Source organism: Pseudomonas sp. BF-R-01, from assembly GCF_019946615.1.
Classification (GTDB): domain Bacteria; phylum Pseudomonadota; class Gammaproteobacteria; order Pseudomonadales; family Pseudomonadaceae; genus Aquipseudomonas; species Aquipseudomonas migulae.
Map to the genome: position 1 here is coordinate 42,267 of NZ_JAGYFX010000006.1, position 13,748 is coordinate 56,014.

Consider the following 13,748-nt stretch of genomic DNA (forward strand, 5'->3'; position numbering starts at 1 on the left):
ATGCCATGCTGGCAGGCCATGGATCAGCATAGCTAACGGCGCACCGATTGCGATTCAATTTGAGCACGCATTCTCTTTCGTGACAAAGGCTTATGAGGTGTTTTATGAGCGAATCCAAGCATTGCCGCCTGATCATTCTGGGTTCCGGCCCTGCCGGTTACAGTGCAGCGGTTTATGCCGCCCGCGCCAACCTCAAACCTGTGGTCATTACCGGCATACAGGCAGGTGGCCAGCTCACCACCACCGTCGAAGTCGACAACTGGCCCGGTGACGTCGAAGGCCTGACCGGCCCGGTACTGATGGAACGCATGCAAAAACACGCCGAGCGCTTTGACACAGAGATCGTTTACGACCACATCCACACAGCCAAGTTGCAACAGCGCCCGTTCGAACTTATCGGCGACGGCGGCACTTATACGTGCGACGCACTGATTATTGCCACCGGCGCTTCGGCGCAGTACTTGGGCCTGCCCTCCGAAGAGACCTTCGCCGGCAGAGGGGTTTCGGCCTGCGCAACGTGCGACGGCTTCTTCTACCGCAATCAGGTGGTCGCTGTAGTCGGTGGCGGCAATACCGCTGTTGAAGAAGCGTTGTATTTGTCCAACATCGCCAAGGAAGTCCACTTGATCCACCGACGCGACAAGTTGCGCTCGGAGAAAATCCTTCAGGACAAACTCTTCGAAAAGGCCGCCAACGGTAATATCCGTTTGCACTGGAACCAGAATCTCGATGAAGTGCTGGGCGACGCCAGCGGCGTGACCGGCGCCCGCCTGCGCGAAAGCCACAGCGGCGAAACCAGCGAGCTGTCGGTGGCCGGCGTGTTTATTGCCATTGGCCACAAGCCCAATACCGGACTATTCGAAGGCCAGCTGAAAATGCGTGACGGTTATCTGCTGATCAGAGGCGGCAGCGAAGGCGATGCCACCGCCACCGAGATCCCCGGCGTGTTCGCCGCCGGTGATGTGGCCGACCACGTTTATCGCCAGGCCGTCACTTCCGCCGGCGCCGGCTGCATGGCCGCACTCGACGCCGAGAAATACCTCGACGACATTCCGGCCGTTTGACGGCAAACTTCACGGTGGGCCCAAACGCCCACCACTGCCCTCCCCTTCTGTAAGCCCGAATGCCATGCTGACTTGGTTACAACGCAACACCCTGACCTTCCCGCCGCTGGAAAAAGCCATGCGCGATCCCAACGGATTGCTGGCTGCGGGCGGCGATCTGTCCGCCGATCGTCTGATTCAGGCCTATCGCCATGGCTGCTTTCCGTGGTTTTCGGAAGGCCAGCCGATTCTCTGGTGGTCGCCGGATCCGCGTACCGTGCTGTTTCCCGACGAACTGCACGTCTCGCGCAGCCTCGGCAAGCTGCTGCGTCAGCAACGCTATCAAGTGACCTTTGATCAGGATTTTGCCGCGGTCATTCGCGCGTGCGCTGCACCGCGCGATTATGCCGACGGGACCTGGATCACCGAAGCGATGCAGAACGCCTACCTCGCGCTGCACCAGCGGGGCTACGCGCATTCGGTAGAGGTCTGGGATCAGGGGGAACTGGTCGGCGGGCTCTATGGCCTGGCAATGGGGCAGTTGTTCTTCGGCGAATCCATGTTCAGCCGCGCCGACAACGCCTCCAAATTCGGCTTTGCCACCCTGGTCAAACATCTGAAAGACTCGGGTTTCGTGCTGATCGACTGCCAGATGCCCACCGACCATTTGCACAGCCTGGGCGCCCGCGCCATTCCTCGTCGCGAGTTTGCCCGCTATCTTGCGCAGCATCTGGACCAACCCAGCCGTGCCATCTGGGTTTGCTGAGCGACTTTCGCGCGCGTGGCTTACACTTAATTCAAAGCTTATACCGAGGGTTGATCATGACCGAGTTGGCGCGTTTGAAGTTTTATGCCACTCAGCCCCACTCTTGCAGTTATCTGCCCGAGGAGCAGGCCACAACGCTGTTCCTCGACCCTAGCCAGCCCATGGATGTGCATGTCTATGCAGACCTGTCTGAAATGGGTTTTCGTCGCAGCGGCGATCATCTTTATCGGCCACATTGCCAGAATTGCAATGCGTGCGTGCCTGCGCGCATTCCAGTGGCGCAATTTTCGCCGAATCGTCAGCAGAAACGCATTTTCAAGCGCAATGCCGACGTGCAGGTGCGCCCGACCAAGCCGAAGTTCAGCGAAGAGTACTTCGACCTGTATCAGCGCTACATCGAACAGCGCCATGCCGATGGCGACATGTACCCGCCGAGTCGTGACCAGTTCTCGACCTTCCTGGTGCGTGACCTGCCATTTTCGCGTTTCTACGAATTTCGCCTGGAGGGCCAGCTGTTGGCGGTGGCGGTCACTGACTTGCTGCCGAACGGTCTGTCGGCGGTCTACACCTTCTACGAACCCTCTGAAGAACGCCGCAGCCTGGGGCGCTATGCGATTCTCTGGCAAATCGCCGAGGCCCAGCGCCTGGGGCTTGAAGCGGTCTACCTCGGATACTGGATCAAGAACTGCAAAAAAATGAGCTACAAGACCCAATATCGCCCGATCGAACTGTTGATTAATCAGCGCTGGGTCATCCTGAACTAGAACCCCTTGGCTTAAACCCCATTTTTCGGGCACAATGCACGCCGCTTTTGCCTGGCGCAGTTGCACCGGGCCATTCATTGGACACCGAGGGCTTTACTGCATGTCGAAAGAAGACAGCTTCGAAATGGAAGGCACTGTCGTCGACACCCTGCCCAACACCATGTTTCGCGTGGAGTTGGAAAATGGGCACGTCGTAACCGCGCATATCTCCGGCAAGATGCGCAAGAACTACATTCGTATTCTTACCGGTGACAAAGTGCGCGTCGAGCTGACGCCCTATGACTTGAGCAAAGGGCGCATCACTTACCGCGCTCGCTAATCAAGTCAATACAAGACGCCCGGCTTTTGCCGGGCGTTTTTGTTTGTCTGCGATTTGGTTTGGTGTGGTGTGGTGTGAATATCCATTTTTTTGGTGATGGCTGGTATTGGTTTCGCTTTTACAGCGAGTCACTTTCGAAAAGCGCGAAAGTAACCAAAGCGCTTTTGCCCCTTTCGTTCGGTGCCTCGCTAAGGCTCGCCATACCCTCGCTCCGGTCCTGCTCCGTGGGCACGCCGCCATCGGCCATCCATGGCCGGGGGCGGCTAACCCGGCATCCATGCCGGGTTGCCCACTGCGCAGAACCTCCACTCGGCCTCTCGAGGGGGCGACTACCGCCACAGCCGCCGAGGCGGCCTGAAAGCCGACCTGGCTCTGCAGTTGTCCGCGTTGTCCTTCACTGCTGCGCTCACTCATTCCGAACATGTACACCAATCCCCTGTAGGAGCCGGCTTGCTGGCGATGGCGTCCTTTCAGGCGATAAATGCGCGACTGACCCACCGCTATCGCCAGCAAGCCGGCTCCTACAAGGGATTGGGTTCACACGATTCAAAATTGTAGGAGCTGGCTTGCCAGCGATGGAGGTCAACGATAACGCGGGCCGTCTGAATGAACGCGTTGCCCAGACGCTTTTCGCCGGCAAGCCGGCTCCTACAAGGGATTGGGTTCACACGATTCAAAATTGTAGGAGCCAGCTTGCTGGCGATGGACGCCAACGATAACGCGGGGTGTCTGAATGAACGCGTTGTCCAAACGCTTTTCGCCGGCAAGCCGGCTCCTACAGGGAATCCCATACGCTTTTGATTTCCACCACTCATCAGGCCGAGCGTTAGCTCGCCTTCCGCTTTTGATCTGAGCGCCCCCTCGAGAGGCCGAGCGCAGGTTCTGCGCAGTGGGCAACCCGGCATGGATGCCGGGTTAGCCGCCCCCGGCCATGGATGGCCGATGGCGGCGGGCCCACGGAGCAGGACCGGAGCGAGGGCATGCCGAGCCTAGGCGAGGCACCGAACGAAAGGGGCAAGAGCCCTTGGTTACTTGGGGCTCTTCCAAGTGACTCGCCGTAAGGGCGAAACCAATAGCCGCCGTTACCAAAGAAACGGATATGCACCCAAACCAAGCAGCCAACAAAAAAGGCGCCCGAAGGCGCCTTTCGCTTTACAACAGATCAACAACCGTCAGGCCATTTCAGCCGTGGTTTCAAACTCGAAGGTCAGCTCGCCGTCCTTCAGATCGATATGCACCACGCCACCATGGTCAGCCAGCTCGCCAAAGAGAATCTCTTCCGCCAGCGGACGCTTGATCTTGTCCTGAATCAAACGCGCCATCGGCCGAGCGCCCATTGCCGAGTCGTAACCACCTGCCGCCAGCCAGCTGCGCGCCGCGTCGGTCACTTCCAGCTGCACGCGCTTGTCTTCCAACTGCGCCTGAAGCTCGGTAAGGAACTTGTCCACCACGCTTTTGATGACCTCATGACTGAGGCGACCAAACTGGATAATGGTGTCCAGACGGTTGCGGAACTCCGGCGTGAAGCTCTTCTTGATCACTTCCATCGCATCGGACGAATGGTCCTGATGGGTGAAACCGATCGAAGCACGCGCTGCGGTTTCGGCACCGGCGTTGGTCGTCATGATGACGATCACGTTACGGAAGTCCGCCTTGCGCCCGTTGTTATCGGTCAGCGTACCGTGGTCCATGACCTGCAACAGCAGGTTGAAGACTTCCGGATGCGCCTTCTCGATTTCATCGAGCAACAGCACGCAGTGAGGCTGCTTGGTAATGGCTTCGGTCAGCAGACCGCCCTGATCAAACCCGACGTAGCCAGGAGGCGCACCGATCAGACGCGATACGGTGTGGCGCTCCATGTACTCGGACATGTCGAAACGAACCAGCTCGATACCCAACGCCTTGGCCAACTGACGCGCCGCTTCGGTTTTACCGACACCGGTCGGGCCTGCGAACAGGAACGAACCGACAGGCTTGTCAGGCGACTTGAGGCCGGCACGGGACAGTTTGATCGCAGTCGACAGCGAGTCGATTGCGGCATCCTGGCCAAACACCGTCAGCTTCAGGTCACGCTCAAGGTTACGCAGCAGCTCTTTGTCGGAGCTGGTGACGTGTTTTGGCGGAATCCGCGCGATTTTCGCGACGATGTCCTCGACCTGAGGCACTTCGATGCGTTTCACGCGTTTCTCGATCGGCTGCAGACGCTGGTAGGCGCCCGCCTCGTCGATCACGTCGATGGCCTTGTCCGGCATGTGCCGGTCATTGATGTAACGCGAGGCCAGTTCGGCAGCGGCGCGCAGGGCTTCATCACTGTATTCGATATTGTGATGGAGCTCGAAACGCCCTTTCAGGCCGCGCAGGATGCCGATGGTGTCTTCCACCGACGGTTCCGACACATCGACTTTCTGGAAGCGTCGTGCCAGGGCACGGTCCTTCTCGAAGATGCCGCGGAATTCCTGGAAGGTGGTCGAACCGATGCAACGGATGTCACCGGACGACAGCAGCGGCTTGAGCAGGTTCGAGGCATCCATGACGCCACCGGACGCGGCACCCGCACCGATGATGGTGTGGATTTCGTCGATGAACAGGATCGCCTGCGGACGTTTTTTCAGCTCATTGAGCAACGCCTTGAAGCGTTTCTCGAAATCGCCGCGGTATTTGGTCCCGGCCAGCAAGGCGCCCAGATCAAGGGAATACACCACGCTGTTGGCCAGCAGGTCTGGCACCTGGTTGTCGACAATACGCTTGGCCAGGCCTTCGGCAATCGCGGTTTTACCCACGCCCGCCTCGCCCACCAGCAGTGGGTTGTTTTTGCGTCGACGCGCGAGGATCTGCGCGACACGCTCGACTTCGAGCTCACGACCTACCAACGGATCGATACGACCCTGGCGCGCGAGTTCGTTGAGGTTACTGGCATAAGCATCCAGAGGATTGCCTGAAGAAGAAGACTCACCGCCCTCGTCGTCCTGCATATCTTGCTCACCTTCAGAGTGATCGCCATGCCCCGGCACTTTGGAAATGCCGTGTGCGATGTAGTTGACGACATCAATGCGTGCAACGCTCTGCTGTTTCAGCAGGAACACTGCCTGACTTTCTTGCTCACTGAAGATCGCAACCAGCACGTTTGCGCCAGTCACTTCGCGTTTGCCCGAGCTCTGTACGTGGAAAACAGCACGCTGCAGAACACGCTGGAAGCCCAGGGTAGGTTGGGTCTCGCGATCCTCATCATGAATAGGGATCAACGGCGTGGTGGAGTCGATGAACTCCTGCAGATCATGCTTGAGTTTGTCGAGGTTGGCGCCGCAGGCACGCAAAACGGTGGCGGCAGCCTCATTGTCCAATAAGGCCAGCAGAAGATGTTCGACGGTCATGAATTCATGACGCTTCGAACGGGCCTCCTTGAAGGCAAGATTGAGGGTGACTTCGAGCTCGCGGTTTAACATAGCTTCACCTCATACCCAAGTGGTCGGCGATTAACCGTCCTTCTCGATTTCACAGAGTAGCGGATGCTGGCTTTCCCTGGCGTACTGGTTGACCTGCATGGCCTTGGTCTCGGCAATGTCGCGGGTAAACACTCCACATACTGCCCGTCCTTCTGTGTGGACGGCCAGCATGACCTTGGTCGCCAGCTCGCGATTCAGGTTAAAAAACACCTCGAGCACTTCGACGACGAAATCCATCGGTGTGTAGTCATCATTAAACAAAACCACCTTGTACATCGGCGGCGCCTGTAAAGCAGGCTTGGCCTCCTGAACAGCAATGCCTGCGGAATCGTCGTCGTGTAAATCAGGGCGATCCTGATTGAATGTTAGTCGAATCTGGCTGATTGCATGCATGGAAAGAAAGGTTCGTCAGTTGTGCGAATACAGTAGTGGGGACGGTTATGAACGATTTCAATACCGACTGCCGGGTCACCTTGACTATCGGCAAAACGGTGTTACAACCAATAGAGCCCACAGTGGGTAAAAAAGGTCCGCGGAGTCAATCTTATTTACAGGATTCGACTGCGGATGTACTGGATGATACTCCAGTGATGGAGTCTGTTGCAGAGGGATATGAGCATGGCTGTCGGTAAGGTGAAATGGTTCAACAATGCCAAAGGGTTCGGTTTCATCAATACCGACACCAGTGAAGGTCGCCACGAGGATGGTTGCCTTATTGATTTCTTCGCCCATTATTCCGCCATTGAAATGGACGGGTACAAAACCCTCAAGGCCGGGCAGCTCGTGAAATTCGAGATCGTCCAGGGCCCTAAAGGCCTGCACGCCGTGAAGATTACGGCGGCGCCTGCCTCTAACGAACTGCCCACACCCGCCCCCCACAAAGAAACAGTGTCGAACTGACGCAAGCCGTTACCCAGTCATAAAAAAACCGCCCGAAGGCGGTTTTTTTGTGCCGATTCGCTTACATGTGCGAAATCAGTGCATCGCCAAACCCGGAAGACGACACCAGCTTCGCGCCGTCCATCAGACGTTCGAAGTCATAGGTCACGGTCTTCGCGGAAATCGCGCCGTTGGTGCCCTTGATGATCAGGTCGGCCGCTTCGGTCCAGCCCAGGTGACGCAGCATCATCTCGGCGGAAAGAATCAGCGAACCCGGGTTGACCTGGTCCTTGCCGGCGTACTTCGGCGCAGTACCGTGGGTCGCTTCGAACATGGCGATGGTGTCGGACAGGTTGGCACCCGGCGCGATACCGATACCGCCCACTTCCGCCGCCAGGGCGTCGGAGAGGTAGTCGCCGTTCAGGTTCAGGGTCGCGATCACATCGTATTCGGCCGGGCGCAGCAGGATCTGCTGGAGCATGGCGTCGGCGATGGCATCCTTGACGATGACGTTCTTGCCGGTTTTCGGGTTCTTGAACTGCATCCACGGACCACCATCGAGCAGGGTCGCGCCGAACTCTTCAGCCGCCACTTCGTAGGCCCATTCCTTGAAGGCACCTTCGGTGAACTTCATGATGTTGCCTTTGTGCACGATGGTCAGCGAGTCGCGGTCGTTGTCGACCACGTACTGCAGGGCCTTGCGCGCCAGACGCTTGGTGCCTTGCAGGGACACCGGCTTGACGCCGATACCGCAGTTTTCGTCGAAACGGATCTTGGTGACGCCCATTTCTTCTTTGAGGAACTTGATGACCTTGGTCGCTTCCGGCGAACCGGCCTTCCACTCGATACCGGCATAAATGTCTTCCGAGTTTTCACGGAAGATGGTCATGTCGACGTCGCCTGGCTTCTTGACCGGGCTAGGCACGCCTTCGAACCAGCGCACCGGGCGCAGGCACACGTACAGGTCGAGTTGCTGACGCAGGGCCACGTTCAGGGAACGAATGCCGCCGCCGACCGGCGTGGTCAGAGGGCCCTTGATGGAAACCACGTAGTCCTTGACTGCGTCCAGGGTTTCCTGAGGCAGCCAGGTGTCCTGATCGTAAACCTGAGTCGCTTTCTCCCCGGCGTAGACTTCCATCCAGGAAATTTTGCGCTCGCCGCCGTAAGCCTTCTTAACAGCAGCATCGACAACCTTGATCATGACCGGGCTGATATCAACGCCAATACCATCGCCTTCGATGAAGGGGATGATCGGGTTGTTAGGAACATTGAGAGAATGGTCCGCGTTGACGGTGATTTTGTCGCCGACTGCTGGAACCTGAATCTTCTTGTATCCCATGCTGAACTCCATTGTTTGGATTGAACATCTGGCTTCGTCCGAGCGTACCCCAGTTAAATCGGCGCGCAAACCCTATGTTCTGCCCATCGACTGCAAAGCTGCGCAGTTCGTGTTCTACAAGCCTGAAAGCAAAGGGAAAAGCGCCAAACTCAAGCACGGCCAACGACTCTACGCCCTGCACTCCCCTGCGACCTTTAGACCAATGGACGACAATCGTTACGTATGAACCATCGGCAGATTGCCAGCTACCTATGTATAATGCCGCCCGCTGACCACAGAGTCACGACGGCCGACCTCTCTAGCACGAGACTTTGGACCCGAAAAAGCAGGACTGTTACCGCAGTCCACCCGCTTGACGCTCGACTGATGCACCCAACATCACCGCGCACAAATCTCGACATTCGGCTCATGGATGACTTTGAACGAACGCGCTTACCCGGCGCCCCTCGAGTTTCTGCGCACGCTTTAGCAAAGAAGAGAGAGTTAATCCGAATATGCCCACCCGCTCGAAGATCATCTATACCTTCACCGACGAAGCCCCAGCCCTCGCCACCTATTCACTGTTGCCTATCGTAGAAGCGTTCACCGCTTCGGCTGATATCGCCGTTGAAACCCGCGATATCTCTCTTGCAGGGCGCATCCTGGCCAGCTTCCCCGAGCAATTGGGTGACAAAGCCGTAGCCGACCACCTCGCCGAACTGGGCGACCTGGCCGTTACGCCAGAAGCCAACATCATCAAGCTGCCGAACATCAGTGCTTCGGTTCCGCAACTGCAGGCCGCGATCAAAGAGCTGCAAGCCCAGGGCTTCGCACTGCCGGACTACCCGGAAACCGTGACCAGCGACGCCGACAAAGAAGCCAAGTCGCGTTACGACAAGATCAAGGGCAGCGCCGTGAACCCGGTTCTGCGCGAAGGCAACTCCGATCGTCGTGCCCCGCTGTCGGTCAAGAACTACGCTCGCAAGCACCCGCACAAAATGGGCGCCTGGGCTGCGGACTCCAAGTCCCACGTCGCGCACATGAGCACCGGCGATTTCTACGGCAGCGAAAAAGCCGCCCTGATCGACGCCGCTGACGCCGTCAAAATCGAACTGATCGCTCAAGACGGCACCACCACCGTCCTGAAAGAAAAGACCACCGTGCAAGCCGGTGAGATCCTCGATTGCGCGGTCATGAGCAAAAACGCTCTGCGCAGCTTCATCGCTGCCGAGATCGAAGACGCCAAAGCCAAGGGCGTGCTGCTGTCGGTTCACCTGAAAGCCACCATGATGAAGGTCTCCGACCCGATCATGTTCGGCCAGATCGTTGCCGAGTTCTATAAAGACGCACTGGCCAAGCACGCTGACGTGCTGGCACAGATCGGCTTCAACCTGAACAACGGCATCGGCGACCTGTACGCTCGCATCAAGGCTTTGCCTGCCGAGCAACAAGCGCAGATCGAAGCGGACATCCAGGCGGTCTACGCCGTTCGTCCTTCGCTGGCCATGGTCAACTCCGACAAAGGCATCACCAACCTGCACGTGCCGAGCGACGTGATCGTCGACGCCTCGATGCCGGCGATGATCCGTGACTCCGGCAAAATGTGGGGCACTGACGGTCAGCTGCACGACACCAAGGCTGTGATCCCGGATCGCTGCTACGCCACCATCTACCAGGCCGTTATCGAAGACTGCAAGCTGCACGGCGCTTTCGATCCAACCACCATGGGCAGCGTGCCAAACGTTGGCCTGATGGCGAAAAAAGCCGAAGAGTACGGCTCGCACGACAAGACTTTCCAGATCAAGACCAACGGCGTTGTCCGCGTGACGGACAGCAAAGGCACCTTGTTGCTGGAGCAGTCGGTTGAAGCCGGCGATATCTTCCGCATGTGCCAGACCAAAGACGCGCCGATCCAGGACTGGGTCAAACTGGCCGTCAACCGTGCTCGCGCAAGCAGCACCCCGGCGATTTTCTGGCTGGACCCAATGCGCGCTCACGACGGCGTAGTGATCGAGAAAGTTCAGGCTTACCTGAAGGATCACGACACCTCCGGCCTGGACATCCGCATCATGTCGCCAGTCGACGCGATGGCCTTCACCCTGGGCCGCACCCGCGAAGGCAAGGACACCATCTCGGTGACCGGCAACGTACTGCGCGACTACCTGACCGACCTGTTCCCGATCATGGAACTGGGCACCAGCGCCAAGATGCTGTCGATCGTTCCGTTGATGAACGGCGGCGGCCTGTTCGAAACCGGCGCCGGCGGTTCGGCACCGAAGCACGTTCAGCAACTGCTGGAAGAGAACTTCCTGCGCTGGGATTCCCTGGGCGAGTTCCTCGCCCTGGCCGCTTCCCTTGAGCACCTGGGCGTTACTTACAACAACCCTAAGGCGCTGGTTCTGGCCAAGACCCTGGACCAGGCCACCGGCCAGTTCCTGGACAACAACAAGTCGCCATCGCGCAAAGTCGGCAACATCGACAACCGCGGCAGCCACTTCTACCTGGCGCTGTACTGGGCTCAGGCCCTGGCCGCCCAGACTGAAGACGCTGCACTGCAAGCGCAGTTCGGCGAGCTGGCAAAAACCCTGACCGAGAACGAGGCGACCATCGTTGCCGAGCTCAACGCCGTTCAGGGCAAGCCAGTGGACATCGGCGGTTACTACCACGCCAATGCCGAGCTGATCAGCAAGGCCATGCGCCCAAGCAACACTTTCAACGCCGCGATCGCTGCGCTGGTTTAAGGTTGTAAGGATGCAAAGAAGCCCCGGCCCAGTGCCGGGGTTTCTGTTTCTACAGGCTGACCACAACCTTGTAGGAGCCGGCTTGCTGGCGATTGCGGTTTATCATTCAACATTTTTATTGGCTGACACTCCGCGATCGCCGGCAAGCCGGCTCCTACAGGTTTCGCATTTCAACATTTGAGGACTATCTATGGACTGGAAACCCCACATCACCGTAGCCACCATCGTCGAAGACAATGGCCGCTTCCTGATGGTCGAAGAAACCAAGCACGGACGGACGGTGCTCAACCAGCCCGCCGGCCACCTCGACCCGAACGAAACCCTGACCGAAGCCGCCGTACGCGAAACCCTCGAAGAAACCGGCTGGGACGTCGAGGCGACCGGCGTGGTGGGCATTTACCTCTACACCGCGCCCAGCAACGGCGTGACGTATCAGCGAGTCTGCTTCATCGCAAAACCGCTCAAGCATCACCCCGACTATCAGCTGGATGACGGCATCGTCGGCGCAAAATGGCTGACGCGTGACGAACTGCTGGCACAACGCGCAAACTGGCGCAGTGAGCTGATCATCCGCTGTATCGATGATTATCTGGACGGTAAACACTTCGGCCTCGAACTGATCCGCCCTTCTCTTTAGCCTTGTGGGCTGCGGCCTGCTAGAATCGCGTCCTTTTTCAAGACACTCATTGAATCCCTATGCGTGATCCAGCCCCTTCTGACACACAAAAGAAGCGCGTCATTGTCGGCATGTCCGGCGGCGTGGACTCTTCCGTTTCCGCCCTCCTGCTGATCGAGCAGGGTTATGAGGTGGAAGGCCTGTTCATGAAGAACTGGGAAGAAGACGATGGAACGGAATACTGCACCGCCATGGACGACCTGGCGGACGCCCAGGCCGTGTGCGACAAAATTGGCATCAAGCTGCACACCGCCAACTTCGCCGCCGAGTACTGGGACAACGTGTTCGAGCACTTCCTGGCCGAATACAAGGCCGGTCGCACGCCGAACCCGGACATCCTGTGCAACCGCGAAATCAAGTTCAAGGCGTTCCTCGACTACGCCATGGTGCTCGGCGCCGACCTGATCGCCACCGGCCACTACGTACGCCGCCGCGACATCGACGGCCGTACCGAACTGCTCAAGGGCCTGGACCCGAACAAGGACCAGAGCTACTTCCTGCACGCCGTCGGCGGCGAACAGATCGCCAAGACCCTGTTCCCGGTCGGCGAGCTGGAAAAACCGCAAGTGCGGGCGATTGCCGAGAAATACGAACTCGCCACCGCGAAGAAAAAGGATTCCACCGGGATCTGCTTTATCGGCGAACGCCGCTTCAGCGACTTCCTCAAGCAATACCTGCCGGCGCAGCCAGGCGAAATCAAAACCACCGAAGGTGAAGTCATCGGCCGCCACCACGGCTTGATGTACCACACCATCGGCCAGCGTCAGGGCCTGGGCATCGGCGGCTTGAAAGACGCCAGCGACGAGCCGTGGTACGTGCTGATCAAGGACCTGGAGCACAACGAACTGATCGTTGGCCAGGGCAATGACCACCCTTACCTGTTCTCCCGCGCCTTGCTCGCCTCGGACATCTATTGGGTCAACCCGATCGACCTGAGCGAGCCGCGCAAGCTGACCGCCAAAGTGCGATATCGCCAGAGCGACCAGTCGTGCACGCTGGAGAAAACCGCCACCGGCTACCGCGCGACCTTCGATGAGCCGCAACGCGCGGTCACTCCGGGTCAGTCCGTGGTGTTCTACGACGGCGAAATCTGCCTCGGCGGCGGCGTGATTGAAGTGGCAGAACCGTGGACCAGCAAAGGCACCCTTCAAGGCGAGCAGCAATGAGCCCCACTCAGGAGCAACTGACGGCGCTGGGCGGCGTGTTTCTCGCCGCCGTCCTTGTCGACAAGATCGCCAAGACCGGCCAGACCAGCGAAGCCGGCCTGACCTGCATGCTTGGCAGCCTGCTGATTCGCGACCCCAAGGACACGCTGGAAGTCTACGGCGGCGACGACATCAATCTGCGCGAAGGTTATCGCGCGCTGATCGGCGCCCTTGAACGCGACCCGAGCACCCTGCAGCGCGAACCGCTGCGCTACGCCCTGGCAATGCTCGGGCTGGAGCGGCAACTGGCCAAGCGCGGCGACATGCTCGAGGTGATCGGCAAACGCCTGCCGCAGATTCAATCCCAGGTCGAACACTTCGGCCCGGCGCACGAAAATGTGATCGCCGCCTGCGGCGCGCTGTACCAGGACACCCTGAGCACCTTGCGCCAACGGATTCAGGTTCACGGCGACATGCGCAACCTGCAGCAGCCGAGCAACGCTTCGAAGATCCGCGCGCTGTTGCTGGCCGGGATTCGTTCGGCGCGCCTGTGGCGGCAGTTGGGCGGTCATCGCTGGCAGTTAGTCGTCAGCCGCCGCAAATTGCTGAAAGAGCTTTACCCGCTGATGCGCAGCAGCTGAACCGCGCCCGCAA

Annotated in this window: 13 protein-coding genes; 10 read left to right on the plus strand and 3 right to left on the minus strand. The window is 58.7% G+C overall.

What is annotated here, in order from left to right:
• Positions 1 to 104 precede the first annotated feature (104 nt).
• The 4 genes from trxB to infA all read left to right on the plus strand — a co-directional run bounded on the left by trxB (position 105) and on the right by infA (position 2,892).
• Positions 105 to 1,064, plus strand: coding sequence for a thioredoxin-disulfide reductase (gene trxB, locus KGB27_RS04340; protein ID WP_223480884.1), 960 nt, complete (start codon positions 105 to 107; stop codon positions 1,062 to 1,064).
• Positions 1,065 to 1,128: 64 nt separating this feature from the next.
• Positions 1,129 to 1,809, plus strand: a complete 681-nt coding sequence (gene aat, locus KGB27_RS04345; RefSeq protein ID WP_223553314.1) for a leucyl/phenylalanyl-tRNA--protein transferase — start codon at positions 1,129 to 1,131, stop codon at positions 1,807 to 1,809.
• A gap of 56 nt (positions 1,810 to 1,865) precedes the next feature.
• Positions 1,866 to 2,573, plus strand: a complete 708-nt coding sequence (locus KGB27_RS04350) for an arginyltransferase (protein ID WP_008029519.1) — start codon at positions 1,866 to 1,868, stop codon at positions 2,571 to 2,573.
• Between the two features lie 100 nt (positions 2,574 to 2,673).
• The gene (gene infA / locus KGB27_RS04355) at positions 2,674 to 2,892 is read left to right on the plus strand and encodes a translation initiation factor IF-1 (RefSeq protein ID WP_002553999.1); all 219 of its coding nucleotides are present in this window, start codon (positions 2,674 to 2,676) and stop codon (positions 2,890 to 2,892) included.
• A gap of 1,172 nt (positions 2,893 to 4,064) precedes the next feature.
• On the opposite strand, the gene clpA is transcribed toward infA, so the two are convergent.
• Positions 4,065 to 6,335, minus strand: a complete 2,271-nt coding sequence (clpA, locus tag KGB27_RS04360; RefSeq protein WP_008033994.1) for an ATP-dependent Clp protease ATP-binding subunit ClpA — start codon at positions 6,333 to 6,335, stop codon at positions 4,065 to 4,067.
• Positions 6,336 to 6,365: 30 nt separating this feature from the next.
• The gene (gene clpS, locus KGB27_RS04365; RefSeq protein ID WP_015094394.1) at positions 6,366 to 6,728 is read right to left on the minus strand and encodes an ATP-dependent Clp protease adapter ClpS; all 363 of its coding nucleotides are present in this window, start codon (positions 6,726 to 6,728) and stop codon (positions 6,366 to 6,368) included.
• Positions 6,729 to 6,953: 225 nt separating this feature from the next.
• Between clpS and KGB27_RS04370 the strand changes: the two genes are divergently transcribed.
• Positions 6,954 to 7,235 carry a cold shock domain-containing protein gene (locus KGB27_RS04370; protein WP_223449314.1) on the plus strand — a complete coding sequence of 94 codons (282 nt, stop codon included), beginning with the start codon at positions 6,954 to 6,956 and terminating at the stop codon, positions 7,233 to 7,235.
• Positions 7,236 to 7,296: 61 nt separating this feature from the next.
• On the opposite strand, the gene icd is transcribed toward KGB27_RS04370, so the two are convergent.
• Positions 7,297 to 8,553 carry an NADP-dependent isocitrate dehydrogenase gene (gene icd, locus KGB27_RS04375; protein WP_008033986.1) on the minus strand — a complete coding sequence of 419 codons (1,257 nt, stop codon included), beginning with the start codon at positions 8,551 to 8,553 and terminating at the stop codon, positions 7,297 to 7,299.
• Here icd and KGB27_RS04380 point away from each other — a divergent pair.
• The 5 genes from KGB27_RS04380 to hflD all read left to right on the plus strand — a co-directional run bounded on the left by KGB27_RS04380 (position 8,552) and on the right by hflD (position 13,735).
• Positions 8,552 to 8,779 carry a hypothetical protein gene (locus KGB27_RS04380; protein WP_032829130.1) on the plus strand — a complete coding sequence of 76 codons (228 nt, stop codon included), beginning with the start codon at positions 8,552 to 8,554 and terminating at the stop codon, positions 8,777 to 8,779. The genes icd and KGB27_RS04380 overlap by 2 nt on opposite strands.
• Positions 8,780 to 9,047: 268 nt before the next feature.
• A complete protein-coding gene (locus tag KGB27_RS04385) occupies positions 9,048 to 11,273 on the plus strand; it encodes an NADP-dependent isocitrate dehydrogenase (RefSeq protein ID WP_207286634.1) in 2,226 nt (741 codons plus the stop codon).
• A 190-nt stretch (positions 11,274 to 11,463) separates the two neighbouring features.
• A complete protein-coding gene (locus KGB27_RS04390; RefSeq protein ID WP_008041234.1) occupies positions 11,464 to 11,910 on the plus strand; it encodes an NUDIX hydrolase in 447 nt (148 codons plus the stop codon).
• Positions 11,911 to 11,969: 59 nt separating this feature from the next.
• Complete coding sequence (gene mnmA / locus KGB27_RS04395) at positions 11,970 to 13,115, plus strand: tRNA 2-thiouridine(34) synthase MnmA (RefSeq protein ID WP_008041236.1); 1,146 nt, start codon at positions 11,970 to 11,972, stop codon at positions 13,113 to 13,115.
• Positions 13,112 to 13,735, plus strand: coding sequence for a high frequency lysogenization protein HflD (gene hflD / locus KGB27_RS04400; RefSeq protein WP_008032717.1), 624 nt, complete (start codon positions 13,112 to 13,114; stop codon positions 13,733 to 13,735). The genes mnmA and hflD overlap by 4 nt, the downstream gene beginning before the upstream one ends.
• Positions 13,736 to 13,748: the final 13 nt, after the last annotated feature.

Excerpts from the sequence above, each read along its gene's own strand:
- trxB (WP_223480884.1), top strand. The coding sequence starts at position 105 with ATGAGCGAATCCAAGCATTGCCGCCTGATCATTCTGGGTTCCGGCCCT.
- aat (WP_223553314.1), top strand. The coding sequence starts at position 1,129 with ATGCTGACTTGGTTACAACGCAACACCCTGACCTTCCCGCCGCTGGAA.
- KGB27_RS04350 (WP_008029519.1), top strand. The coding sequence starts at position 1,866 with ATGACCGAGTTGGCGCGTTTGAAGTTTTATGCCACTCAGCCCCACTCT.
- infA (WP_002553999.1), top strand. The coding sequence starts at position 2,674 with ATGTCGAAAGAAGACAGCTTCGAAATGGAAGGCACTGTCGTCGACACC.
- clpA (WP_008033994.1), bottom strand. The coding sequence starts at position 6,335 with ATGTTAAACCGCGAGCTCGAAGTCACCCTCAATCTTGCCTTCAAGGAG.
- clpS (WP_015094394.1), bottom strand. The coding sequence starts at position 6,728 with ATGCATGCAATCAGCCAGATTCGACTAACATTCAATCAGGATCGCCCT.
- KGB27_RS04370 (WP_223449314.1), top strand. The coding sequence starts at position 6,954 with ATGGCTGTCGGTAAGGTGAAATGGTTCAACAATGCCAAAGGGTTCGGT.
- KGB27_RS04380 (WP_032829130.1), top strand. The coding sequence starts at position 8,552 with ATGCTGAACTCCATTGTTTGGATTGAACATCTGGCTTCGTCCGAGCGT.
- icd (WP_008033986.1), bottom strand. The coding sequence starts at position 8,553 with ATGGGATACAAGAAGATTCAGGTTCCAGCAGTCGGCGACAAAATCACC.
- KGB27_RS04385 (WP_207286634.1), top strand. The coding sequence starts at position 9,048 with ATGCCCACCCGCTCGAAGATCATCTATACCTTCACCGACGAAGCCCCA.
- KGB27_RS04390 (WP_008041234.1), top strand. The coding sequence starts at position 11,464 with ATGGACTGGAAACCCCACATCACCGTAGCCACCATCGTCGAAGACAAT.
- mnmA (WP_008041236.1), top strand. The coding sequence starts at position 11,970 with ATGCGTGATCCAGCCCCTTCTGACACACAAAAGAAGCGCGTCATTGTC.
- hflD (WP_008032717.1), top strand. The coding sequence starts at position 13,112 with ATGAGCCCCACTCAGGAGCAACTGACGGCGCTGGGCGGCGTGTTTCTC.